Source organism: Alteromonas sp. 76-1, assembly GCF_900654235.1.
GTDB classification, from domain to species: Bacteria; Pseudomonadota; Gammaproteobacteria; order Enterobacterales; family Alteromonadaceae; genus Alteromonas; species Alteromonas naphthalenivorans.
The window spans coordinates 2,394,100-2,417,347 of the sequence record NZ_LR136958.1 but is presented as its reverse complement, the minus strand read 5'-3'; the positions used below and the strand labels follow the sequence as shown (position 1 = coordinate 2,417,347).

Genomic DNA, 23,248 nt, shown 5'->3' with positions numbered 1-23,248 from the left:
GGATCTGTTGAAGAAAAAAAGACACAGGATCTTGATTTCGCGTATTACAACAATAAGGGACAGTTTGTGAAAATACCAAAGAATCGTAATTTGCCATATCGTACACTTCTCGCAGCCTCTATTGCTGCCACGCTACTAGGTTGTGGAGGGAACGATAATAATTTTGATAACGTTCAAACGCCTACCACCCCTGAGCCATCTCCCGTTGAACCTACACCTACACCGGTACCTGCTTTCGATACTGATGGTGTATTAACGGCTGACATAACGTGGACGACTTACGGTGTACCTCATATTAAAGCGGATAATCTAGAAAGTATGGCCTACGGGGTGGGTTATGCGTTTGCTAAAGATAATTTGTGTGTTTTAGCCGACCAAATTATTAAATATAATTCCGAGCGCTCGAAATACTTTGGTCCCGACAACCAAGCGGGCAGTGGTGATTCAGAGCATCTTATTAACGATTTCGGATTTTTGACATTAGGGATTCGTGCGCTGGCTGAAGAGAATTTAGCACGCATGTCAGCAAACTCAAGAGCCATGTTTCAAGGTTATACAGCAGGTTATAACCGCTACTTGGCCGACACCCCTGTGGCTGACCAAGACCAATCATGTGCTGGACAGCCTTGGGTGACGGAAATTGATAGTACTGATTTATTAACGTATTCACTGGGTGTTGCGTTACTGCCAGGTGCTGCTAACTTTTTAGGGCCAATGTTTTTAGCGGCGCCTGAGGGCGAAAGCTATTTACCCACTCCTGCGGCAAACTTGAACGTCGCTTCACAAGAAACAGCTGCATCACCTACCGCCTTGGCGGCGAATAGGCAAGTAAATGCCATGCCATTTAACATTAACCCTACCATAGCGCTGCCGGAGAAAAATCCACAAGACATGGGATCTAATGGCTGGGGATTAGGGAGCGATAAAACCACAAACGGCATGGGAATGGTTTTAGGAAACCCCCATTTTCCTCACACAGGGAATTTACGTTTTTGGCAGTTCCATACACAAATACCTGGCTATTTAAACGTCACAGGTGGCTCTTTGACGGGGTTACCAGGTGCGGTGAATATAGGCTTCAACGAAAACGTTGCGTGGACACACACCTTTTCTACAGCTGAGCACTTTGTCGTGTATCAATTAACGTTAGATGAAGATGACGATACGGGCCTTACTCATAGGGTTGATGGTAGTAAACGAACCATTTACGAAAAGCCTATGCAGATTGAGGTGGCGGTGGCACCAGGCCAAACCATTATGCTTAATAAAACCGCTTATTACACAAATTACGGGCCTATGATTGAAGTGCCGGGTAATTTTGAGTGGACGGACACGAATGCGTTTGCCATTAAAGATGCAAATTTGCCGAATTTGGATGTTGTTGATCACTGGCTAGCGATGAATATGGCGGGCTCTATGGATGAGTTCAAACAAGCCTTCAAAGACTATGATGGTGTTATTTTTAACAACACCATGTCTGCTTCAGCGGACGGTCAGGTATTCTATATAGACGATTCTACCGTCCCCAATTTAACTGAAACCGCCATTTCAGAATTGACCACTAATCCAGTTTTAGTACAAACCAAAATAGCGGCAGGTTTTACTGTTTTACCCGGTTTTGCCTCAGCGTTTGATTTTGATGGACCTGTACCTTACGAGGAAGCACCCAAATATGAAGGAACAGATTCAGTTCAAAACTCTAACGACAGCTTCTGGTTAACAAATTTATCTTCACCTATCACGGGTGTTTCGCCACTTTATGGCAATGTGGAAAATCAACAAAGTCTGCGATCACGCTTAGCCCAGCAATTTATTGAATCTGAAGCAGGTAGTGATAACACATTCACGCCTGACGAAGTGGAAACCTTGCTACTTAACAACCGAAGCATGCTGGCCGATATGGTGTTGCCTAGCTTACTTCAAGCTTGTACAGCCCAAGGTAGTGATCCTGTAACGGTAAATGGTGAAGACGTAGATATTTCTGCTGGCTGTGCAGCATTGGCCTCGTGGGATGGCACCATGAACAAAGACAGTGTTGGGGCACACGTATTTAGAGAGTTTGCATTTCAATTCGACAGGGATCCACAGTGGGAAACACCGTTTTCTGTTGATAACCCTGTTACCACGCCAAGTGGTTTATTGCAGAATGACACCACAATTAATCAATTTGCTGCTGCAGTTCAGGTTGTTAACCAAGCCGGTGTAGCGCTTGATGCAACCTTAGGCGAAGTACAATTTGTAGAACGGAGCCTTCCAGACGGGTCTGCATCGGGTATTAAACTTCCATGGGCCGGGGCACATAACATTGAAGGTGGCTTTAATGTGTTTAATATTGTGCCGGGGAACAACGGCACTTTACTGCCAAGACATACCTATGCACCGCTTAACAGTAATACCATTATGAGCGCAGAAGCAGAGGGTTATCATATTAATTATGGTAGCAGTTGGATGATGGTCATTAACTTTACTGAAGAGGGGCCACAAGGCAGAGGCCTTCTTTCATACTCTCAATCTAGGGGGTATGGCAGTGAACATTCAATTGATCAAACCGAACTTTATTCGTCTCAACCCACCTTACGAGAACTCTATTTTACCGACGAAGAAATATCTGCAAATACAATCAGTACATTAACCCTATCGTCAGAGGAAAATTAGACTGCTATTATAGGCGCCATTATATAAAGTCGCCTTAATGTAAGTTCTATTTAGGACAATAAGGTCGTTAAGAAGGGTCTGATAACAGACCCTTTTATTTTGTACTAGGAGATAGGTTTGGAGTTTTTGTACGAATACGGTTTATTTGTGGCTAAGGCCGTTACCTTGGTTATCGCGTTTATTATCGTGGTATCGACCATCGTTGGCGTTGCTAGTAAGCAGAAACAGGGTAAAGGTCAGTTAGAAATAATCTCTCTTTCAGAGCAATTAAAAGACATTACCCATTACGCGAAGCAAGTGTTGCTCGACAAAGCAGCATTGAAGCAATTGGCTAAAAAGCAGAAGAAAGAAGATAAAGCCAAAAGCAAAAGTAAAAAAGCGAACGATGAAGAAGAAAAGTCGCGTTTATTCGTCATCGATTTTAAAGGCTCTATGGATGCGAACGAAGTTGAGCACTTACGTGAAGAGATCACCGCTATTTTATGTGTAGCGAATAAAGAAGATGAAGTACTTGTGCGCTTAGAAAGTGGCGGTGGTGTGGTACATGGTTACGGACTAGCGGCTTCGCAGTTACAGCGCATTAAAGAAAAAGGCCTAATGTTAACTATCGCGGTAGACAAAGTAGCGGCCAGTGGCGGTTACATGATGGCTTGTGTGGCAGATAAATTGTTAGCGTCACAATTTGCCTATATCGGTTCAATTGGTGTGTTAGCGCAATTGCCAAACTTCAATAAATTATTGAAGAAGAACGATGTGGAATTTGAGCAACATACGGCAGGTGAATACAAACGTACGCTTACCGTGTTTGGTGAAAATAATGACGAAGGGCGCGCAAAATTTAAAGAAGAGATTGAAGAAATTCACACGTTATTTAAAGACTTCGTTCATAGCCAGCGCCCTGAAATGAACATTGAGAAAGTGGCAACGGGTGAATATTGGCCTGGTGTTAAAGCCAAAGAACTAGGCTTGGTTGATGCGCTTTCAACGTCAGACGATTACATTTTGTCGCACTTTCCAGAGCGCGAAATATTTAAGGTTAAGTACTCGTTGAAGAAGAATGTGGCAGAAAAGCTAGGGCTGTCGGTTGCAGCTGTTGCTGAACGCGTAGTCATGCAGACTTGGAACAAAGCAAGGCACTGGTTTTAAGAATAATTAATATAAAATAATAGGTTACAGAATTCCTTTGTGGTTATGCGTAACCTTTTTGCCCCGTTCCGAGTCGTTTTCACACGCAGGAACGGGTGTGATGAGACTTAGGTTAAAGAAAAATAAAAAATGGCGAAGCAAACTAAAGCTGATATTTTAGATGCTGCTGAACTGCTCTTTTCAGAGCAAGGGTTCACGCAGACATCGATGCGCGAGATTACGACTCGAGCCGAGGTTAATCTAGCGTCAGTCAATTATCACTTTGGTAGTAAGAAAAACCTTATCCAGGCAGTGCTAAAAAGGTATTTCGATATTTTGATGCCCGAAGTGAATACCTGCCTTGCCAACAATAAGGTATCTTCCGGAAGCGAAGGTGTTGCTACCTTGTTGTATGCACTCATTCCTCCTATGTTGAAACTCAATGTGTTAAGACCGTCGGGTACAGCCATATTTGTTCAGCTATTGGGTCGAGGGTATAACGAAACCCAAGGACACTTGCGCCGTTTCATTATGACCGACTACGGCGAAACAATTAGAGCCTTGGTTGACGCTATTCAACAATGCTTACCCGACCTTCCTCAAGAAGCGCTTTTCTGGCGCTTGCACTTTGCAATGGGAAGTTTTGTCTTCTCAATGGCTTCAAGCCGAGCGTTAACAGAAATTGCTGAGTCAGATTTTCACAAGCATGTGGACATTGAAGAGGTGATCAGTCACCTAGTACCCTTTGTAGCACAAGGCGTTGCTGGCAACATTTCACAAAATAACTAAAAAATGAGGCCAGAGTGTTAAGTTACCGAGATTGGATAACATGCATTCTAGATAGGGATTAGGTAAAAGGAAGTATATATATGTATTACGGAACCTGTCTGTGCGGCGAAATAAGCGTCGAGATTTTAGGCTCGATAGATGACATCATTCATTGTCATTGCTCACTTTGTAGAAAGAATAGTGGCACTGCCTATGCCACCAATGGCTTTATCAATGCTAACGAATTCCGCCTAATAGACCCACAGAAGAAACTTGCTACATACGAGTTTAAACCAGGCAAAAATAGACATTTCTGCTCGACCTGTGCATCACCCATTTATAGTTCAAATGCAGCTAATCCTGAAAAGCTGAGAATTCGGCTTGGTATTGTAGATTCAGATATTTCAGAAAGACCCATCTCTCACAACTTTGTTACGTCAAAAGCAAACTGGGACAACTTAGATGCTGCGCTGCCAAGATATGATACGTTTGAACCTGCTAGACAAAGTCGTTAAATTAAACGCAACTAATGAAACGCTCTTGATTCATTTCCTGTAAGAATACTGCAAAAGTATTATTAGCCTCATCAATGAGGGTAGATCTACATTAAAATTGGATGTTTATAATGGATTCATTGGAATTAGAAGAAAAACCGGAACTAGATTCAGCCCAACAGAATAAAATCAAAAATGAGACCCTTACCACAGAATTACATTTTGAATTACTAAAACAATATGCGTGGTTATCTTCTGCTGCTATTGGTGCAATCGTCGTTCTTGTTCAATTGAAAGCCATAGAAGCAAATAAAGATCTTTATGTCTCCCTCGGTTTTTTTGTGGCTTCCATTATTTTGTCGATTACGGGGCAGGATCATATAATTGATTCACTACTCAAAGGTAAGCAAATATATGATGCATCAAAGTTTTTAAAGTTCATTAGAACGATTTCTATGATGTGTTTTGGCATAGGTGTAGGTTATCTGGCAGCAGACGTATTAAAATTCTGGTAACTACGTCCTTTACCTTCATCGTGAATCAACCGCTACTTTCAATTTAAAAAGGCATAGTCGAAGTTACTTTTAATTTTGGCTATGAGTAGGGAAACTCTTTGTGAATATTGAATACGCGTTTGGGTATATATACCGTAAATTTGCTTTTTCAATCCTATTCGTTTTTTCCGTAAATGCTATTTCTGGCGAGCCAGACAGTCATAAGGAGCTGACACAGTACTTGGATGAAGTTCGAGTTGAGTCTACTATTCCCGCAATGGCAGTAGCGATCATTACTGCTGGCGAAGTCAGTTATATTGGAGGTTTCGGCTACCTAGATGAGAAATTAACTAGGCCAACTACCGATAAGACGCTATTCAGGGCAGCATCAATTTCTAAACTCTTCACCGCGCAAGCCATAATGAAATTGGTAGAGCTGAAAAAGCTAAGCCTCGATGACGAAGTAGGTTTATACATACCACAGCTTGAAAAGTCTCAAATTACTATAAAGCAATTACTCACCCATTCTTCGGGTTTAAGCGACGTTATTAGGCCTGCGAGTGTTAAACAAGGTAGATCGCTGAAGCGTTATTTAGAATTGGTGGGAGGCGCTGTCCCCGAAGAGTCTAAAAGTCACAGCTTTGTGTATAGTGACACTAATTATAATCTGTTGGGTGAGATCATTCGCTCAGTTAGTGGTCAGCGCTATGACGCTTTCATCTATGACAATATTTTTGAGCCAGCAAAAATCAGAAAAAGTCATTTTTATGATGGCTCAAATGAAAATTTAGCTGAAGCGCATCCAACCTACAGGGGAAAGTTAATAGACAAGCTTGAGCAGCGACCCTATGACATAGCATTTAACCCCAGTGAAGGCCTCATTGCTAATGTATACGATTTAAGCCAATGGCTTACGCTCACACTTAACAATGATCCTTTCATTTTAGATAATCATTCCTTCGATGCGATGTTAGTGCCACAAGTAAAAACCACGTGGGGTGAAATATACATGGCACTAGGTTGGCAGGTTTATGAGAATGAATATGGGAAAGTCGCTAGGCATCCAGGTAGTATTCGTGGGTACAAATCGCTAGTGCTTACATATCCAGACAGTAAAAACGCAATAATTATACTGAGTAACTCAAGTGATACACCGCGCTGGGAAATTGCAAAGTCCATTACGGATATTTTAAATAAGAGCGGGGAGTGGTAGCTCGAGCGGCGTTTATCACAAAAGCCTAACCTGAGTTACGTCGTGATCGTGCGCAAGCCACAATGTGTCATTAAACTTATCGACGTGTTCAAGCCACTTCTTATCAATGTTCCCTAGTACCCGTTTGGGTGTCAGATTTAAAACATAAGCTTTAGCTCCGTCCAGTGTATAAAAATGAATGCTGTAAGGACTAAAGATTGATTTAACCATCAAGTATTGTTTATCTGAAGAAAAACTTCCGCGGCCGTGTATCGTAGGAGTCACTTGAAAGTTTCCGTCATCGTTTAGTTTCATTAAGTGCGCTGAGTTTGATGGGCATGGCTCAATTTTACGCCACATGAATGGACAATTAATGATGTGTACAAGTGGCCCTTCATTAAAACAGATATCGGCACATTCGTAATACCAAGCCGTATTGAAAGGAAAAGTATATAATGGTGAATAGTAAGCAATGTTGTTATTTAAACTTATTGTCGAAATAAATCGTCCACGCCTTTTATAAAAATAATCTTCTAAAATTACGTGGATTGTTCCGGTAAGTTCATCCATGTATGCTTTTACCGGCGCAGTGGAGTGCTTAGCTGCATCTAACGGTAAGGGTGTTGAAAAAGGGTATGTTTTGAATTCTTTGTCTGTGAATGTATATATGACAACACTATCGTGAAAAACACAGCCGAACCCCGTTTTTGTAATAAATAACGCTGCACACGAAAGCTCTCCTAGTTCATAAGGTATAACGAAGGGAAGCGTATCAACGCTGCCGTCTTGCAGTAGGATAAATTGATATCCAGCATCCTTTCTCCAACTCAAAGCTGCGCAGCGACCATCACTTAATGCCACCATCTCTTCGATGCTCATCGGTAAGTGATATTGATGAGTAATTACTGTTTTAATTGACATAACTAGTCCTTAGTTGCGTCGTCACATAAATTGATGTGTTTTGAAGGCAAGACAAATTAACACTCTACATAGGTTATATTACAGTTAACATTGGGCGTGGACTAGTGAGTTTAACGCTATAAATTATTGTGTGGTCTTGGCTTAATATACTATTCAACAAGTCCCCACATGAGCATGGCATGTGTAAAAAGAAAGGACGGCAGTAGCCGTTTAAAATTAGTATAATGCTTAACAATTCTATAGGTTCAACATGATTGTTGAAGTGATTGTATAACAGTTAACCGGAGTGTTTGTGTCAGTAAGTAACCTTGAACTTAAACGCTATCTAGATGGCACACTTAGAGCCCATGAGATAAGCGACTATTGCCCTAATGGTCTGCAAGTTGAAGGCAAGCCAGAAATTCAACGTGTGGTAACAGGGGTAACGGCCTCACAAGCCTTGATTGATGCCGCCATTGCAGAAAATGCCGATGCCATCGTGGTGCATCATGGCTATTTTTGGAAAGGCGAGTCGCAAGCGATTAGCGGCATGAAGAAAAAGCGCATCAAGGCATTACTTGCACACGATATTAATTTATACGCATACCATCTACCATTGGATGTTCACCCCGAGTTTGGGAATAACCGACAGCTTGCGGCACTGCTTAATATTGACAATGTACAAGCCCTAAGCGGCGTAAAACCTTCGGGTGTGGTTATGAAAGGGGAGTTCGAAAGCCCAATATCTCAGCATGACCTACAGCAGTTTTTAGCGGATAAGTTAGGACGCGCTGTATTAGCGGAAGGTGATGATACTAAAGCTATTAAAACCGTTGCGTGGTGTACAGGTGGCGGTCAAGGCTTTATAGAGCAAGCTGTTGCGGCAGGGGTAGATGCGTTTATTACCGGTGAAGTGTCTGAACAAACTATTCATACGGCGCGTGAAATGGGCATTAGCTTTTTTGCGGCGGGTCATCATGCCACTGAGCGCTACGGCGTGAAGGCATTAGGTGAGCACATTCAAATCGAGTTTAACCTCGACGTCTCTTTTATCGATATTCCAAATCCAGCATGACACAAAAATCAGATCATATTTTTGACGGTATAGCCGCAAAGTTTGCCGATAACATCTATGGCACTACAAAAGGTAAGCTTAGACAAATTATGCTTTGTGAAGCCTTAGCCCCTTTTGTTGAAGTAACAGAAAGTACACTGCCTAAAAAGGTACTAGAAGTGGGGGGCGGCACAGGTGTGATGGCCGCTCACTTGGCATCGTTAGGGCATAGTGTGTTGCTAACTGATGGGTCAGAAGATGTATTGGTTCATGCTAAAGAAAATTTAAAAACGTTTTCAAACGTGAATATTCAACATCAATATTTGTTAGATATTCAAAATATGGAAGACTTTGATTTTATAGTGTGCCACGCTGTTTTGGAATGGTTGAATGAGCCCTACCAAGCTATTCAGTTTCTCTATGACAACATGCGTAAAGGGGCAATATTAAGCCTGAGTTTTTTTAACCGTGATGCAAACTTAATGACTAACGCCATTTACGGTAATTTTGATTACATTGCGCAAGGTATGAAAGTCAGGAACCAAGTTCGCCTTAACCCTAAAAATCCGTTACCGGCTAAACAAGCCAGCGATTTTTGTGAGTCTATTGGTTTTACGGTAAAAGCGAAAACTGGCATACGATGTTTTCATGATTACTTGAAGAACCCAGAACATCAAACTACCCAATTTGAAGGGTTGGTAAACCTAGAACGAACCTATAACCAAACAGAACCGTTTATGTGGTTAGGTAAGTACTTCCATCTTGTGTTGGAAAAGTAGCAAATATTGCTACTTTTCTACTATTTTCTTTAAGCTTTGTGCTTGAAGCTATTCTCATTAGCTTAAACCCGTTAAGCCAAGCCTCTTAAAATAAGCCCCTTAAGTTATGTGCTGAACCATATTGTTGTTAACGTTCAGGCTAGAGTCACCGGCAAAGAAGCGTAAGTTATCTAGGGTAATGGCGGCAATCTCACTCAAAGCTTCTTTGGTGAAAAAGCCTTGATGCCCGGTTACCAATACATTCGGAAACGTGAGTAAACGCTGAAATATGTCGTCTTGAATAATATCTTGTGAATGGTCACTGAAAAACAACTCTGATTCTCGCTCATAAACGTCCAAACCCACATACCCTAAATGCCCACTTTTTAGCGCATTGATTACCGACTTATCATCAATCAATCCGCCACGTGATGTGTTTATCAGCATGGCGCCTTTGGGCATGAGGGCAATACTCGACTCATTGATAAGGTGATAGCTTTGCTCGGTAAGCGGGCAGTGAAGAGTAACAATATGGCTTTGGCTAAAAAGCGATTCTAGTGACGTGTAAACTACGCCATCCTGTTCAAGTTGCTCATTAGGGTAGGGGTCGTAGCATAAGACATTGCAACCAAAGCCTTTCAAAATTCGGATCACCGATTGGCCTATACGCCCTGTACCTATCACGCCTACTGTTTTGTTGTGTAAAGTGAAACCCAGTAAACCGCTTAATTCAAAGTTACCTTCTTTCACCCTGTTATAGGCTTTATGAGTCTTGCGATTTAGCGTAAGAATGAGTGCTAACGTGTGTTCAGCCACGGTTTCCGGGCTGTAGGCAGGTACTCTCGATACGCTGATATTGAGTTCATGAGCTGTTGCGATATCAACATTATTGAAACCGGCGCAGCGTAGGGCAATATGCTTGATGCCAGCCTCATGCAAAATATATAAAGTCTTCGCGTTAAGTTCATCATTGACGAAAACACAGACAGCATCGAAACCTTGGCAAAGCAAGGCAGTTTCAGCGGTGAGTTGATGAGGGAAATAAGTAAAGGAAATAGGGGGAATACCCTCGGCTTTTTCTGAGCCCTCAGCTTTTTCTAAGCTCAAGGCTGCTGCCTTAAAAACAGTTTCTTCATAAGGCTTGGCACTAAAAAACGCGACTTTCATTACACTGCACTCCCTCTTCATCAAACGTTAATAATTTAGGCTTTTAAGAGTCCATCAATATCATCACTTATTTCACTCGGCTTCGTGGTTGGGGCGTAACGCTTAACCACGTTTCCGTTAGCATCGACAAGAAACTTAGTGAAATTCCACTTTATGCGTTTAGAGCCAAGTAAACCAGGTGCTTGTGATTTTAATTCAACGTAAAGAGGATGGCTTTGCGTTCCATTAACGTCAGTTTTTTTAAATAATGGGAAAGAAACTCCAAAATTCATACTACAAAATTGAGCAATATCATCATCTGAACCCGGTTCCTGGTGACCAAATTGATCGCAAGGAAATGCCAATATTTCGAAGCCCTTCGGACTATATGCTTTATAGAGTTTTTCTAAACCTTCATATTGATTAGTAAAGCCACATTTACTGGCGGTATTAACGATAAGTAATACTTTGCCTTTAAAGTCTGACATAGCAATAGCTTCGCCGTTATTTTTAACCACTTGGTGACTATATATGCTCATAGCGCTTCTCTTTATTTTAGTTATTGTTTTGTTTTAGTTATCAGAAAGTTTGTTACACTTCGCTTCAGTATAATCAGTTATGACGAGAGTTACACTATGTCAAATAATACAACTACAACGTCTTCATCTGTAGGTTCACCTATCGATAATGCATCGATAAAAGTCAGTTTTCTAGGGCTTGGCGTGATGGGCTACCCCATGGCAGGGCATCTAGCAAAATCAGGCTTTGATGTTACTGTTTATAATCGCACAAAAGCGAAGTCAGATAAGTGGGTTAAAGAGTTTCAGGGCTCCCTAGCGTTAACCCCAGCAGAAGCCGCAAAAGATGCTGATATAGTGTTGATGTGCGTAGGTAACGACAACGATGTTAAAGACGTTGCCAGCCAAGCCTTAGGTACGATGGGGCCGGGTACACTGCTGATAGATCACACTACCGCGTCGGCAGAAGTAGCGCGTGAAATGTTTTCATTATGCCAGCAACAGTCTATAGCCTTTTTAGATGCGCCAGTATCAGGTGGCCAGGCCGGTGCTGAAAATGGTTTGCTTACCGTTATGGTGGGAGGCGAACAACAGGCTTTTGACCGTGCTGAAGCTGTTTTTTCTGCTTATGCTAGACACAGTCAATTGCTAGGTGAAAGTGGTAGTGGCCAGTTGGCAAAAATGATGAACCAAATTTGCATTACCGGTATTGTTCAAGGGCTAGCGGAGGCACTTCATTTTGGTCAAAAAGCAGGATTAGATTGTAAAGCGGTGATTGATGTCATCAGCAAAGGCGCTGCACAATCTTGGCAAATGGAAAATCGTGCGTCTACCATGCTCGAAAATCATTATGATTATGGCTTTGCGGTAGATTGGATGCGAAAAGATTTATCTATTGCCCTTGATGAAGCGCGTCGAAATGGCTCAACATTAGCACTAACGGCCTTGGTAGACCAATATTATGGCGACGTTCAAAAAATGGGTGGCCATCGCTGGGATACATCCAGCCTGCTAATGCGTTTGAAATAACATACCACTATTATGTGCACACTCGGTTAGTTATACCTAACGTCTAATGGTGGTTGTTGTCTTCGTTGATAGCAGGGGCCATTAGCTTTTCTGCATTAGCTTGGGCCGTTAGGTTTAATTGGGTGAGCCTATGATGATTACTATCTGAAAGTGACATATCAGCAATAACGCGAAGCAGTTTGCGAATTCCGTATTTACGATAAACGGCGGTGTCTGATTCAATCATGCACTGCAATAAATTGAGCCCGAATGCAGCCGTTTCTGGCGATAAATTCAATGCATCATAGAAATGCTTCATTGCCGGCAAGTATTGTTTATTCATGAACAACTGTGTACCGGTTTCATTTAGCATAACTGCCTGGTCATGATTAAGGCCTAGACGCTCACCACCACTAAAAATAAGATCGTCGTTAGCGACCTGCTCTGAGATAATCTGTAGCTCGGCATTCTTCTGCTTTGCAAGGGCTAGTAATTGGCTAGCTTTACCTTCCTCGCCTAAACCATGATGTACTTTTGCGGCAATCACTAGCATCGAAGGCTCGGTACGCAAGTAATCATCCATGTAGTCACTTTCAAGCAAGTGAGCGGCTTTTTGATCTTCGCCTTCTAAAATGGCTGAAAAGGCCAGTAGGTAGTCTCTTTTTTGTAATACTTGACGATCGCTTTGACTGCGACCTGCCAGGCCAACTAACTTACGAGCTTGGCTTAAGCTTTCATCTCGATTGGTACTAGGCGCTTCTTCTGCTAGCAGTAAGTAAAACTCCGCCAATTCGAAAGTAAAATCGTTAAATCTGTCTTTAGCACTTCGATGCATAGCGCGCTTTTTTTGGAGCAGGTCTATGGCTTCTACGACCTTGTCCTGTTTTTGATAGGCGATAGATTTTAACCTAGTAGCGGGTAAGCTAAGATCACTGAACTTTATCTGGCTTAAATAGGCCTCTACTTGCTCATACGACTTTTGCTCAAAAGATAGAGAGGCAAGCCATTCAAATGCGCTGTCTCGCGCTAGGCTTGAAGTTACCATACCACTAAGTTCGTCTTGGCAATCGGGCCATAATCCCGCCGCATATTGGCACCTAATTTTGCCCCACTGAGCCCAAAGTACTTTATCTGAACGCGTGAGTACATCGTCATATACACGCATCGCATGTAAAATATCTTCGTTTTCAAACAAGAGCTTGGCGTAAAGTTTGCCTACATCAGACGCTAGCCTTGGTGGTACGCCTTCTCGCAATTTTTTACGTAATAGCGTGATAGCAGAAGGGCGTTGTTTGTTATCCATTTCCCGTAACACGGGCTCAATATATTTACGATAGCTCAAATAGTGCTTTATTTGACGAGATAATGACGCAATGGTGTAAGGCTTTATAAGCAATGCATCAGGTTGCAAATCCATTATGCGGCCGATGGTTTGCGGAGAACGATCGGAGGTAAGAAAAATAAGGCCGGTGCTAGGGCGAATAAAATCTGATTCTTTAAGGCTTTGCACCCATTCCACTCCCGTTCGTCCTTGGCCTAAGTGGTAGTCCATAATAATGAGTTCGAAATGCTGTTTACGTAACGCCGACTTAAGTTCTACACCTGAACCAAAACTGCTCACGTTTAATTTTGCAATGGGCAGAAGGTGCCCTCGCAATGTGGTGCGCGCAGTCGCGTTATCTTCAACAATAGCAATCCGATAATCCAAGAGGTGTCAGTATAGTAGTGTTTTAATAAACATAGCTTATCAGCGCTGGGTGTAAAGTGCATTAGCCGTAAGGTTAACTTTCTAACTATATGTCTTTATTTATTATTTTAAGACAAGGGGAGCTGAAAAACGGATTAATGCATCACTATATTTGTCACAATTATTTTACATTAACTTTATTTATTTTTGATGTTTACGTTTACGTGAAGGTAAGTTGTTAGATACTGTATTTAAGACTGTATACTCAATGGCTGTGTTCTAGTTGATACAGTTCATAACAAATTATCAATTTATTACCCAGAAGGGCAAGCAATATGAATTTCGACCTTTCAGATGATCAACTCGCCTTTGAAGAAACCGCTCGTCAATTTGCGATGCAGGAATTTGCACCCCATGCTGCACAATGGGACAGAGACCATCACTTTCCCGTCGAGGCCATTAAAAAAGCGGGTGAACTAGGTTTTTGTGGTTTATATACTCCTGAATCAGAAGGCGGGCTGGGATTATCGCGCCTTGATGCATCCATTATTTTTGAGCAGCTTTCCATGGGATGCACTACCACCACTGCTATGTTGACCATTCACAACATGGCCACGTGGATGATTGCTACTTGGGGCCAAGAAGCGACTAAAAAGCAATGGTGTGAAGTACTTGTATCAGGGGAAAAACTGGCTTCTTATTGCTTAACCGAGCCCGGTGCTGGCTCAGATGCTGCTTCATTGAAAACTAAAGCTACGCCAGTAGATAATGGCTATGTGCTCAACGGCGCAAAAGTGTTTATATCTGGCGCAGGCAGTACTGACGTATTAGTGGTAATGGCAAGAACCGGTGGAGACGGCCCAAAAGGGATCAGTGCGTTTGCTGTTCCCGCTGATGCCGACGGTATTATTTACGGCAAAGCGGAAGAGAAAATGGGCTGGAATGCCCAGCCAACCAGAATGATTACTTTTGACAACGTGAAGGTTGATGCGTCGTGTCGTTTAGGTGATGAAGGCCAAGGTTTTAAAATGGCTATGCAGGGGTTAGATGGTGGGCGAATTAATATAGCAACATGCTCCATAGGAACGGCGCAACAAGCGCTTAATGTGGCCAGGCAGTATCTCACTGAACGTGAGCAATTTGGAAAACCCATTGCTACTTTCCAAGCGTTGCAATTCAAATTAGCAGATATGGCAACTGAATTGGTTGCTGCCCGTCAAATGGTGAGAATGGCAGCCAGTAAGCTTGATAGTAAACATGCTGATAGCAGTACCTATTGCGCAATGGCGAAACGATTTGCCACAGATGTAGGTTTTAAGGTGTGTAACGACGCGTTACAGTTGCATGGTGGATACGGCTATATCAAAGAATATCCGTTAGAACGTCACGTAAGAGATGTACGGGTACATCAAATATTGGAAGGCACAAACGAAATTATGCGAGTTATCATCGGAAGGCGCTTACTAAGCGATGAAAATAGCGTTCTGTGATAACAGGCTTGATGAAAAAGAAGAGTTGATGCTACAAGGAGTAAGAAGTGGAACATACAAAATCTGTAGTGATTGTTGAAGAAATCGCAACACAGTCAGGGCATACGATTGGCGTGCTTACCCTAAATAAACCCAAAGCCCTAAATGCGTTAGATTTAGAAATGGCGAGTTTGTTGTTAGACGCACTACAAGCATGGGAAAATAGAAGTGATCTTGTTTGTGTCGTATTAAAAGCGGCAGGGGAAAAAGCATTTTGTGCTGGTGGCGATATTGTCTCTATGTACAACGCAATGCTTGAATCGAATGGCGAGATTCCTGATTTTCTAGCCTCTTTTTTCCGTACTGAATATACCCTCGATTATACAATTCATCATTACGCCAAACCCATTATTGTGTGGGGCTCTGGTATCGTTATGGGCGGTGGAATGGGATTAATCTGTGGTGCAAGCCATCGCGTAGTCACCGAAACGTCACGTCTTGCTATGCCTGAAATAACCATTGGATTGTATCCTGATGTAGGAGGCAGCTATTTTCTGCCACGCTTACCAGGCAAAACTGGACTTTTCTTAGGACTTACTGGCGCACAAATGAATGGCTCAGACGCCTGTTACGTAGAATTAGCTGATGTATTAGTGGCGTCTGATCAACAACCCGCCATGTTTGACGCTCTTCAGAGTTACTCGTGGAAACTCGATGATGAAACCGATTCACTTAACGGGCAAGTTACCACTATTTTAAACGGCCTTAACACGCCAGAAAATGAGCTTGTAACAAATGTAGAGTCTCACCGATCCGTTATCGAGAAATGGTGTGAACCCGATAATGTAACCGATGTGGTGAATAATTTATTATCAGCAGATGTAAGCGAAGATAAGTGGTTAAGTCGGGCCCAATCTACATTGGCTAAAGGGTCACCTATAACGGCGCATTTAGTATTTGAAGAGTGCAAACGTGGGGCCGAGTTGTCTTTAGCTGACTGCTTTCGTATGGAGGCTATTATGTCTTGTCGCTGTGGTCAACACGGAGAGTTTCAGGAAGGTGTACGTGCATTGCTAATAGAAAAAGATTTATCGCCTAAATGGAAATACAAGAGAGTGGAAGATGTGCCAGAAGAGGTGGTTGCATCCTTCTTTGACTCGCCCTGGACCAATGAAGCCCATCCATTGGCTGATTTATAGCCACGCTTTTTTGTGTGAGCCTTACTTTACCTTAAACACTTTCACAACCTAGTATCAGGGCTGAAGCAGTCACGACACCGGCAGCGAAGTTTGATAAACTCGCTGCCAGTATTAGACAGTTTACAGTGGACTCTTTTTTATGTGGCAATGCCCACTTTGCCGAAGCCCAATCGATATTAGCGCCTCGGTCATTCAATGCAGCAATAACCATAGTTTTGACAAAGCGAAAGCAGGCTACGTTAACCTTCTTCCCGTACAATTTAAAAACTCTAAGTCACCTGGTGACGACAAAAGTATGGTTCGCGCTCGAAGAGAGTTCCACGACCTCAATGGTTATGGGCCATTAAAGCAACGCATGACCGATATAGTGGCGCAGTATTACACCGACACCCGTAAGAGTGGAAATGCCAGTATTAATGGGAAAGCAGAACTTGCGATCTACGATGCAGGGTGCGGGGAAGGGAGTTACTTAAACGCCCTAGTCACAGGTTTGGAAGCCAACGGTATTAACACTTCTGGCAGTGGTAGTGATATCGCGAAAATTGCGGTGGAATTAGCAGCGAAAGCGTATAAGTCGCAGCAGTTTGTTGTGGCCAGTAGCTTTGATTTGCCCATTGAATCAAATACGCAAGATGTTGTAATTCAAGTTTTTGCTCCCGGTAGCAGTGAAGAGTATGCACGGGTGTTAAAAGCGGGTGGGCTCTTGCTTACCGTGGACCCTGCACCCATGCATTTGTTCGAGTTAAAGTCGTTGGTATATGACAACCCCGCAAAACATGCTGTAGAAAAAGAACAGCGGGTGGGTTTTGAACAATCTTTAGATGAAACCGTAAATTACCCTTTGCATTTCGATAACGATGAACAAAAAATCGCGTTGATAAAAATGACGCCTTATTACTGGCGTTTACCTCCGGATAGATTGGCTGTCATTGTTGAAAAGCTAAACCACGTCACCGTTGATTTTCGTGTTCAAGCTTGGCTAAAAATGCCAGAAACCGCTTGAATGCAGTTGAAGAGATAGCACAACATGGGTTCTCACACTGTTAAAGCCTTATTTTTAGACCGTGATGGCATTGTAAATGTCGATCATGGTTATGTGGGCCGCTACGAAGATTTTGAATATGTAGACGGCATATTCTCGTTAATAACGCGTTTTGAAAATGCGGGCTATAAAATTATCATCGTTACCAATCAGTCGGGCATTGCACGAGGCTTGTATTCTGAAGATGATTTTAATGCATTGATGAGCGCTGTTCAGCAAGACTTTTACCAAGCCGGAATTGGTAAAGTTTCTGTGTATTTTTGTCCTCATCATCCAAAACATGGCATTGGCACTTACAAAAAACAGTGTGCGTGCCGCAAACCTAATCCGGGCATGCTAATACAGGCCGCAGAAGAACATTCTATTTCTCTACCTTTAAGTATTATGATTGGTGACAGTTGGCGAGATATACAGGCAGGGCAAGAAGTCAGTTTATCTCACTGTTATTATGTTTCTAGCAAAGCCCCGCCGCCCAATGCTGAATTAGAAAATGTTACACAAGTCACTTCTTTGAATGATATACCTGTGCCTAGTAGCGTATAGGTCACATTTTAGCTTCATGCTGGCTAACAGCTAACAGCTAACAGCTAACAGTTAAACCGTTCATGATGAGGGAACCTAGATTGAAGAGAAAACCGTGCAGTTCTCAATCAGCATTTACATTGGGTGTGGAATAAAAACGAATTTGAAAAGATACAAAAAAGGCGCCTAATTTGGCGCCTTTAACATCTTAGTTTTGATTAGAAAACCGAGATAAGTGTTTGATAGCTTGGCTTAATAAATCAACATTAAGCGGGGCATTGCTGCGCTTGCCTGTAGCAACCTCAGTAATTTCGTAACTGCCGTTGCTTAACACATCAGTACGTTTTCCATTATGGAACACCACAATACGCTCACCAGAGGTACTCACTAGCCATTTACGACTGGGGTTCAACAAGTTTTGACCGGTAGAGTAGAAGGTAGTAGGAGCTGCGCATCCAAGGGCATTCATAATCGTTGGCGCCAGATCTTCAGTGCTCGCAATATCAGCACTTAGCGACATGTTACTGTACAGCATGCCTTGTGAACTCTCATTGCCGTAACCGGTTGCAATCATCACCTTATTGGACTGCAGCATATCTTGCGTTACATAGCCCTCAATCACTGATGCCGGAAGAAACGCCAAGTGCAAGCCGTTATGGTTATTCGACAAAGGTTGCTGATAACTTGAAAACATATCATCGGGCAAGCTCTCGTCAAAATGAATAGACACAGGCATACCAAGACCAACCGGCAGGGCTAGCAACACAGGGCGCTTGTTGCTAAGCGAGTCTTGATAAATCTCTGGCACACCAAACAAGGTAGTCGTAATTAACCCATCTAGACTGCTAGCCGTAGAATGATAGTTTTCTAACGCGTTTAACCCTAGGTCATTAATGCCAGAAATGTCACCTTCATCTGTTTGCACAATAACGGTCATGTTCTTGCCAGAATCAATAGAGCAATACACCGGCTCAGCAGGGTAATTAATATTATGGATATCAGAGTTAAACTGAAGCTGTTTACGTTCTTCGTATGCAGCTAAGTCTAGTAAGCCATAGCGTGACATCGTCGTTTTAGCGGTAGCAGGGTAAGATAACGGAAACATGTTATCTTGCTTAATAATGGGCTGATAAAGCTCAGCATCGGCCCATACATGCACTGCATGGCTACTAACAAAGCACACAACGAAGAAGCTAGCTACAGGAACGCCAATCTTGTGTTTAGAAAAGCGCTCGACCCGTTTCCAGATTGCATTAGCAAGTACAAGTTGAAAGCCTAGCCATACTAGAAACAGCATGAATAAATAAGCCCACTGTTGCCAGTAGAATTCACTTATTTGAGTTTGTGCTTCGGTTTTAAGCAAGTCAGCAGCGTGAAAGCTGATATGAAACCCAGTGCGATTAAATAACAACGCATCGAATGCTAACAAGGCAAGCCCAACCGCTGCAATAATAGACGCACTGGCTTTAATTGCCCTTGGGTTGGTGGCTAAATAGCATAAAGGCAAAATAAAAATGACAAAGCCAAAAAAGGTCATAAAGCCAATATGGCCCAACCAATTGGTCAGTAAGTAAAGCGTGCCCACGCCCGTGCCTGGCATAGGTGAAGAAAACACAAAAATTGATGCAATAACAATGGCAATTATTATATTCGCAAAGGCGAACCAATGGCCCCAATTTACTAATTTCGTCACTCGCTGGCGGCGAGGAGATTCGGCTAAAATCATAAATGAAGCCTATTTAACCTTGAACACTCTTCTTGAGCACATTGGCAAATTGATCTGCCATGGCTTCGCGTTTGTCAGGACTTACCTGAGTCTGTAAAATATGGGTAATGACATTACCTAGTACCATTAATGATAAATCTCTTCCCGCGTCGTTTTCTTCGAGGGTTAGAATGACTTTATTCATTAAGGTTTCAAATTCAGCATTGGTATAACGGCTATTCTGGGGCACTGCTACGCCTCTTTTTTATGATTTCTTTGATAAAAAGAATGGTTTTACTCGTAAAATGATTATAATCGTTGTTTGAGTGATAACAATCATTCATTCTAAAATCCCGCAATTCCGTAGGTATTTCTTACATTTTTTAAGCAACAGGACACCCTTAACTCTATGAGTGCACTGATTCATCACTTTGTTGTACATCGTTTAGTCGTTAATAAAGATGACAAGATTGAAGCTATTCCTCGTGAAAACTGTTTAGCAGTTACACCTGAAATAGAGCTTTTAGCCCATCAGATTAACCACAGTTTTAATGCTAAACCCGGAAAAGGGGTTGGTCACTTTGTTTCGCACAGCGATGAAGAAAATACGGATAACGTAGCAGAGTTTTCCGAAGGCTTGAAAGACTATTTGGCGCAGAAAAAAGCGGGTGGCGACAATTTAGAACAAGAATTTCATAGCTTTTCATTATCGGCGACAAAACGATTAGTGAAAACGTTAATAGATACGGGCACTGTAGAAACGGGGTTTCTTATTTTTTGCCAGTATGAGTTTTTGGCGACGCAATATTTGATGATTGCACTGTTAAATACGCGTTCTCATGTTGAAGTAACCAATTCACTGGATTTGTCTGCTCGAGAGCATCTAGATTTGGCGCGCATGCAACTCGCGGTTCGCATCGACTTAACCCAATGGGATATACAACCAGAACAACAGCGTTACGTCAGCTTTATAAAAGGTCGTATGGGCCGTAAAGTTTCTGACTTCTTTATGCAATTTGTTGGCTGCGAAGAGTTGGTTGATGTAAAGCAGCAAAACAAGCAGCTGATTTCATCTGTAGATGCCTATTTGGCCAGTGAGTCGTTAGATCCCCAAGAGCAACACCAGCACCGTGAAGAAGTGAAAACGTATTTCAAAGAAAAAATAGACGCAGGGGAAAGCTTATCGGTAGATGAGTTAGCCAATAGGCTGCCTTCAAATGAAGAAACCAGTAGCAACTTTTCTTCATTTACTCAGTCTATGGAAGTACCGCTTGAAAAAGAAATTCAGCCAGATCCCGCTGCGCTAAAACAGCTCGCGAAATTTACGGGGCAGGGCGGCGGTGTATCGGTAAGCTTTGAGCGCAAATTGATGGGCGATCGGGTATTTTACGACCCTGCCACCGATACCTTAACGATTCGTGGTATACCACCCAATTTAAAAGATCAGCTTAATCGCCAATCTTCTATGGACTAATCACTGCGTTTAACACGTAAAAAACGTATACTAACAACAGAAAACGAACACGATACAAGGGTGTCATGCAACTATTTGTAAACGATTTGACAGTAATGGACTTTTCTTACCTTTGCCCCAAGCGCGGCATGGTAGGCGAAAGCTGGATTGTCGATGTAATCCTAACCGGCGAACTTAACGAAGAAAGTATGGTTCAGGATTTTGGTATTGTAAAAAAAGACCTTAAACGACTGATTGATGAATATGTCGATCATAAATTGCTTGTGCCTGCAGAATATGCGGGCGCGACAGTTATCCATGATGACGTGAATGAACAGGTTGAAGTGCGCTTTACTTGTGAAGACGGCCGAGAAATCATGCTTCGCTGTCCAGCAGAAGCCTATGCTTTTTTGTATTCAGATGTGGTTACCATGGAATCGGTGAGCGTTTACTTGAAAGAGGTGCTTGCCACCCACTTACCAGAAAACGTTGATAACATCACTTTAAAGCTGCGTACCGAAGTTATAGAGTCGCCGTTTTATCATTATACCCATGGGTTAAAAAAGCACGACGGAAACTGTCAGCGTATAGCCCACGGCCATCGTTCACGCATCGATATTTACCTTGATGGTAAAATTAGCGAACAAGAACAAGCTTACTGGGCAAATCGCTGGGACGATATCTACATTGCGACAACGGAAGACGAAATAGCCTACGAAGATCGCAAAATAACCGGTTCAGTCGCTACCCCTAGCGATTACTTCTCATTTGCTTACGAGTCATCGCAAGGCTATTTTGAGTTACTTATTCCAAAAGCCGATTGTGAAGTGATCACCACAGATTCAACGGTGGAATGTTTAGCCCAGTATTTGTTAGTTGAACAAAAGAAACGTACTCCCAACAATCATTGCCAAGTAGTGGCTTATGAAGGTGTGGGTAAAGGCGCCATGGTGTCTGACTAGTTACGGCGTTTTTTGTTTGAAGGTGTTAGGCAAAACCGGGTAACGGCTATTGGCTAACACACTATACTAGTGCGGTATTAGTGCGAATTAAGTGTGATGAAGGTGCGTAAAGGAGTAGTAATGAGTTCTAGGGTTAAGGGTGTTAAGTCTATCCAATCTAGTGTGATTAATTCACTAAAAATCGCAGCACGTTCAACTGGCTTTTCAGCCTTACTACTAATTTGTGGTAGTTTGACTGCTGTTCACGCGCAGCAAGATGGAATAACGCTAAATGGCACCCTAACACAAGGGAGTTTGATAAGAGGGCAAGTTGCCCCTGATGCAATTGTTACCCTTGATGGAGAAACATTAGCGCTTAATAGCGAAGGCAAATTCGTGTTTGGTTTTCCTCGTGATGCAAGCCTTTCTCACACGCTTAAGGTTGAACTTGTCGATGGTACTACTTCAGTACGTGATATTACCCTCACTAAACGTGAATACAACATTCAACGTATAGATGGGCTTGATTCTAAGATGGTGACACCGCCAAAAGCAGTGCTTGAAAGAATTAGGCAAGACAACGTAAATGTGTCGATTGCACGAAGTAAAGTCACCGATGCCGACGCGTTGTTTACCCGGTTTGAGTGGCCAGCAAAAGGGCCGATAACCGGTGTATACGGAAGCCAGCGTGTATTAAATGGCGTGCCAAAATGGCCACACTTTGGCGTTGATGTAGGCGGCCCAACAGGTGCGCCAGTTACCGCTCCCGTTGAAGGCACAGTAACCTTGGCAGAAGATTTGTACTATTCGGGTAATACGTTAATTCTTGACCATGGAATGGGTGTCTTTTCTACTTTTCTTCACTTAGATTCCATCACAGTGGAAGTAGGCGATACCGTAGCGCAAGGTGAGCAGATTGGCACCATTGGCGCTACGGGTAGAGCAACGGGTCCACACCTAGATTGGCGAATTAACTTAGGCAAGATGCGTCTCGACCCACAGACGGTAGTGTCGGGAACCCCTGAATAAAGTGGGAACGCCAGAATAGAGCGGGAACCCCTGAATAGAGCGGGAACGCCTTAAAAGGCTAATGGCTCCCGCCATCTCATTAAAATAAG

22 protein-coding genes are annotated in these 23,248 nt (G+C 42.7%); 16 read left to right on the top strand and 6 right to left on the bottom strand.

Going from position 1 to position 23,248, the window contains the following annotated elements:
* The first annotated feature begins 66 nt into the window (after positions 1-66).
* The 6 genes from ALT761_RS10435 to ALT761_RS10410 all read left to right on the top strand — a co-directional run bounded on the left by ALT761_RS10435 (position 67) and on the right by ALT761_RS10410 (position 6,749).
* Entirely contained in the window at positions 67-2,655 is a 2,589-nt protein-coding gene (locus ALT761_RS10435; protein WP_129738561.1) for an acylase, read from the top strand.
* A gap of 117 nt (positions 2,656-2,772) precedes the next feature.
* Positions 2,773-3,801: a protease SohB gene (gene sohB / locus ALT761_RS10430; protein WP_129738559.1), complete on the top strand. Its 1,029-nt coding sequence runs from the start codon at positions 2,773-2,775 to the stop codon at positions 3,799-3,801.
* A gap of 129 nt (positions 3,802-3,930) precedes the next feature.
* Positions 3,931-4,569: a TetR/AcrR family transcriptional regulator gene (locus ALT761_RS10425; protein ID WP_126872317.1), complete on the top strand. Its 639-nt coding sequence runs from the start codon at positions 3,931-3,933 to the stop codon at positions 4,567-4,569.
* 80 nt (positions 4,570-4,649) lie between these two features.
* Positions 4,650-5,063 (top strand): GFA family protein, encoded by a 414-nt coding sequence (locus tag ALT761_RS10420; protein WP_126872316.1) that lies wholly within the window; start codon positions 4,650-4,652, stop codon positions 5,061-5,063.
* A 110-nt stretch (positions 5,064-5,173) separates the two neighbouring features.
* Positions 5,174-5,557: a hypothetical protein gene (locus ALT761_RS10415; protein WP_129738557.1), complete on the top strand. Its 384-nt coding sequence runs from the start codon at positions 5,174-5,176 to the stop codon at positions 5,555-5,557.
* Between the two features lie 100 nt (positions 5,558-5,657).
* Positions 5,658-6,749: a serine hydrolase domain-containing protein gene (locus ALT761_RS10410; RefSeq protein WP_129738555.1), complete on the top strand. Its 1,092-nt coding sequence runs from the start codon at positions 5,658-5,660 to the stop codon at positions 6,747-6,749.
* Between the two features lie 15 nt (positions 6,750-6,764).
* Here ALT761_RS10410 and ALT761_RS10405 read toward each other — a convergent pair whose 3' ends face one another.
* Positions 6,765-7,649 (bottom strand): hypothetical protein, encoded by an 885-nt coding sequence (locus ALT761_RS10405; RefSeq protein WP_129738553.1) that lies wholly within the window; start codon positions 7,647-7,649, stop codon positions 6,765-6,767.
* Positions 7,650-7,941: 292 nt separating this feature from the next.
* On the opposite strand from ALT761_RS10405, the gene ALT761_RS10400 reads away from it, so the two are divergent.
* Entirely contained in the window at positions 7,942-8,703 is a 762-nt protein-coding gene (locus ALT761_RS10400; RefSeq protein WP_129738551.1) for a Nif3-like dinuclear metal center hexameric protein, read from the top strand.
* Positions 8,700-9,461, top strand: coding sequence for a methyltransferase (locus tag ALT761_RS10395; protein ID WP_129738549.1), 762 nt, complete (start codon positions 8,700-8,702; stop codon positions 9,459-9,461). The genes ALT761_RS10400 and ALT761_RS10395 overlap by 4 nt, the downstream gene beginning before the upstream one ends.
* 99 nt (positions 9,462-9,560) lie before the next feature.
* On the opposite strand, the gene ALT761_RS10390 is transcribed toward ALT761_RS10395, so the two are convergent.
* Together ALT761_RS10390 and ALT761_RS10385 are read right to left on the bottom strand one after the other, a co-directional pair.
* Positions 9,561-10,607 carry a 2-hydroxyacid dehydrogenase gene (locus ALT761_RS10390; protein ID WP_129738547.1) on the bottom strand — a complete coding sequence of 349 codons (1,047 nt, stop codon included), beginning with the start codon at positions 10,605-10,607 and terminating at the stop codon, positions 9,561-9,563.
* A 35-nt stretch (positions 10,608-10,642) separates the two neighbouring features.
* On the bottom strand, positions 10,643-11,125 hold the full coding sequence (locus tag ALT761_RS10385) for a glutathione peroxidase (RefSeq protein WP_129738545.1): 483 nt from the start codon (positions 11,123-11,125) through the stop codon (positions 10,643-10,645).
* Between the two features lie 96 nt (positions 11,126-11,221).
* On the opposite strand from ALT761_RS10385, the gene ALT761_RS10380 reads away from it, so the two are divergent.
* The gene (locus ALT761_RS10380; RefSeq protein ID WP_129738543.1) at positions 11,222-12,133 is read left to right on the top strand and encodes an NAD(P)-dependent oxidoreductase; all 912 of its coding nucleotides are present in this window, start codon (positions 11,222-11,224) and stop codon (positions 12,131-12,133) included.
* A 43-nt stretch (positions 12,134-12,176) separates the two neighbouring features.
* Here ALT761_RS10380 and ALT761_RS10375 read toward each other — a convergent pair whose 3' ends face one another.
* Complete coding sequence (locus ALT761_RS10375; RefSeq protein WP_269472487.1) at positions 12,177-13,820, bottom strand: response regulator; 1,644 nt, start codon at positions 13,818-13,820, stop codon at positions 12,177-12,179.
* A 314-nt stretch (positions 13,821-14,134) separates the two neighbouring features.
* Here ALT761_RS10375 and ALT761_RS10370 point away from each other — a divergent pair, with 314 nt between their 5' ends.
* The 4 genes from ALT761_RS10370 (at position 14,135) to ALT761_RS10355 (ending at position 18,052) form a co-directional block, all read left to right on the top strand.
* Complete coding sequence (locus ALT761_RS10370) at positions 14,135-15,289, top strand: acyl-CoA dehydrogenase family protein (RefSeq protein WP_129738541.1); 1,155 nt, start codon at positions 14,135-14,137, stop codon at positions 15,287-15,289.
* A gap of 47 nt (positions 15,290-15,336) precedes the next feature.
* Positions 15,337-16,467 (top strand): enoyl-CoA hydratase/isomerase family protein, encoded by a 1,131-nt coding sequence (locus ALT761_RS10365; RefSeq protein WP_129738539.1) that lies wholly within the window; start codon positions 15,337-15,339, stop codon positions 16,465-16,467.
* A gap of 139 nt (positions 16,468-16,606) precedes the next feature.
* Entirely contained in the window at positions 16,607-17,470 is an 864-nt protein-coding gene (locus ALT761_RS10360) for a putative RNA methyltransferase (RefSeq protein ID WP_129738537.1), read from the top strand.
* 24 nt (positions 17,471-17,494) lie between these two features.
* Complete coding sequence (locus ALT761_RS10355; protein WP_129738535.1) at positions 17,495-18,052, top strand: D-glycero-alpha-D-manno-heptose-1,7-bisphosphate 7-phosphatase; 558 nt, start codon at positions 17,495-17,497, stop codon at positions 18,050-18,052.
* A gap of 187 nt (positions 18,053-18,239) precedes the next feature.
* Here the strand turns inward: ALT761_RS10355 and ALT761_RS10350 are convergent, their stop codons facing one another.
* Both ALT761_RS10350 and ALT761_RS10345 read right to left on the bottom strand, forming a co-directional pair.
* A complete protein-coding gene (locus tag ALT761_RS10350) occupies positions 18,240-19,757 on the bottom strand; it encodes a DUF3413 domain-containing protein (RefSeq protein ID WP_129738533.1) in 1,518 nt (505 codons plus the stop codon).
* A gap of 13 nt (positions 19,758-19,770) precedes the next feature.
* Entirely contained in the window at positions 19,771-19,986 is a 216-nt protein-coding gene (locus ALT761_RS10345) for a DUF1414 domain-containing protein (protein ID WP_013784021.1), read from the bottom strand.
* Between the two features lie 159 nt (positions 19,987-20,145).
* Here ALT761_RS10345 and yejK point away from each other — a divergent pair, with 159 nt between their 5' ends.
* The 3 genes from yejK (at position 20,146) to ALT761_RS10330 (ending at position 23,159) form a co-directional block, all read left to right on the top strand.
* The gene (gene yejK / locus ALT761_RS10340) at positions 20,146-21,210 is read left to right on the top strand and encodes a nucleoid-associated protein YejK (RefSeq protein WP_129738531.1); all 1,065 of its coding nucleotides are present in this window, start codon (positions 20,146-20,148) and stop codon (positions 21,208-21,210) included.
* A 65-nt stretch (positions 21,211-21,275) separates the two neighbouring features.
* Positions 21,276-22,151, top strand: coding sequence for a 6-pyruvoyl trahydropterin synthase family protein (locus tag ALT761_RS10335; protein ID WP_129738529.1), 876 nt, complete (start codon positions 21,276-21,278; stop codon positions 22,149-22,151).
* 120 nt (positions 22,152-22,271) lie between these two features.
* Positions 22,272-23,159, top strand: a complete 888-nt coding sequence (locus tag ALT761_RS10330) for a M23 family metallopeptidase (RefSeq protein WP_172602872.1) — start codon at positions 22,272-22,274, stop codon at positions 23,157-23,159.
* The last annotated feature ends 89 nt before the right edge of the window (positions 23,160-23,248 follow it).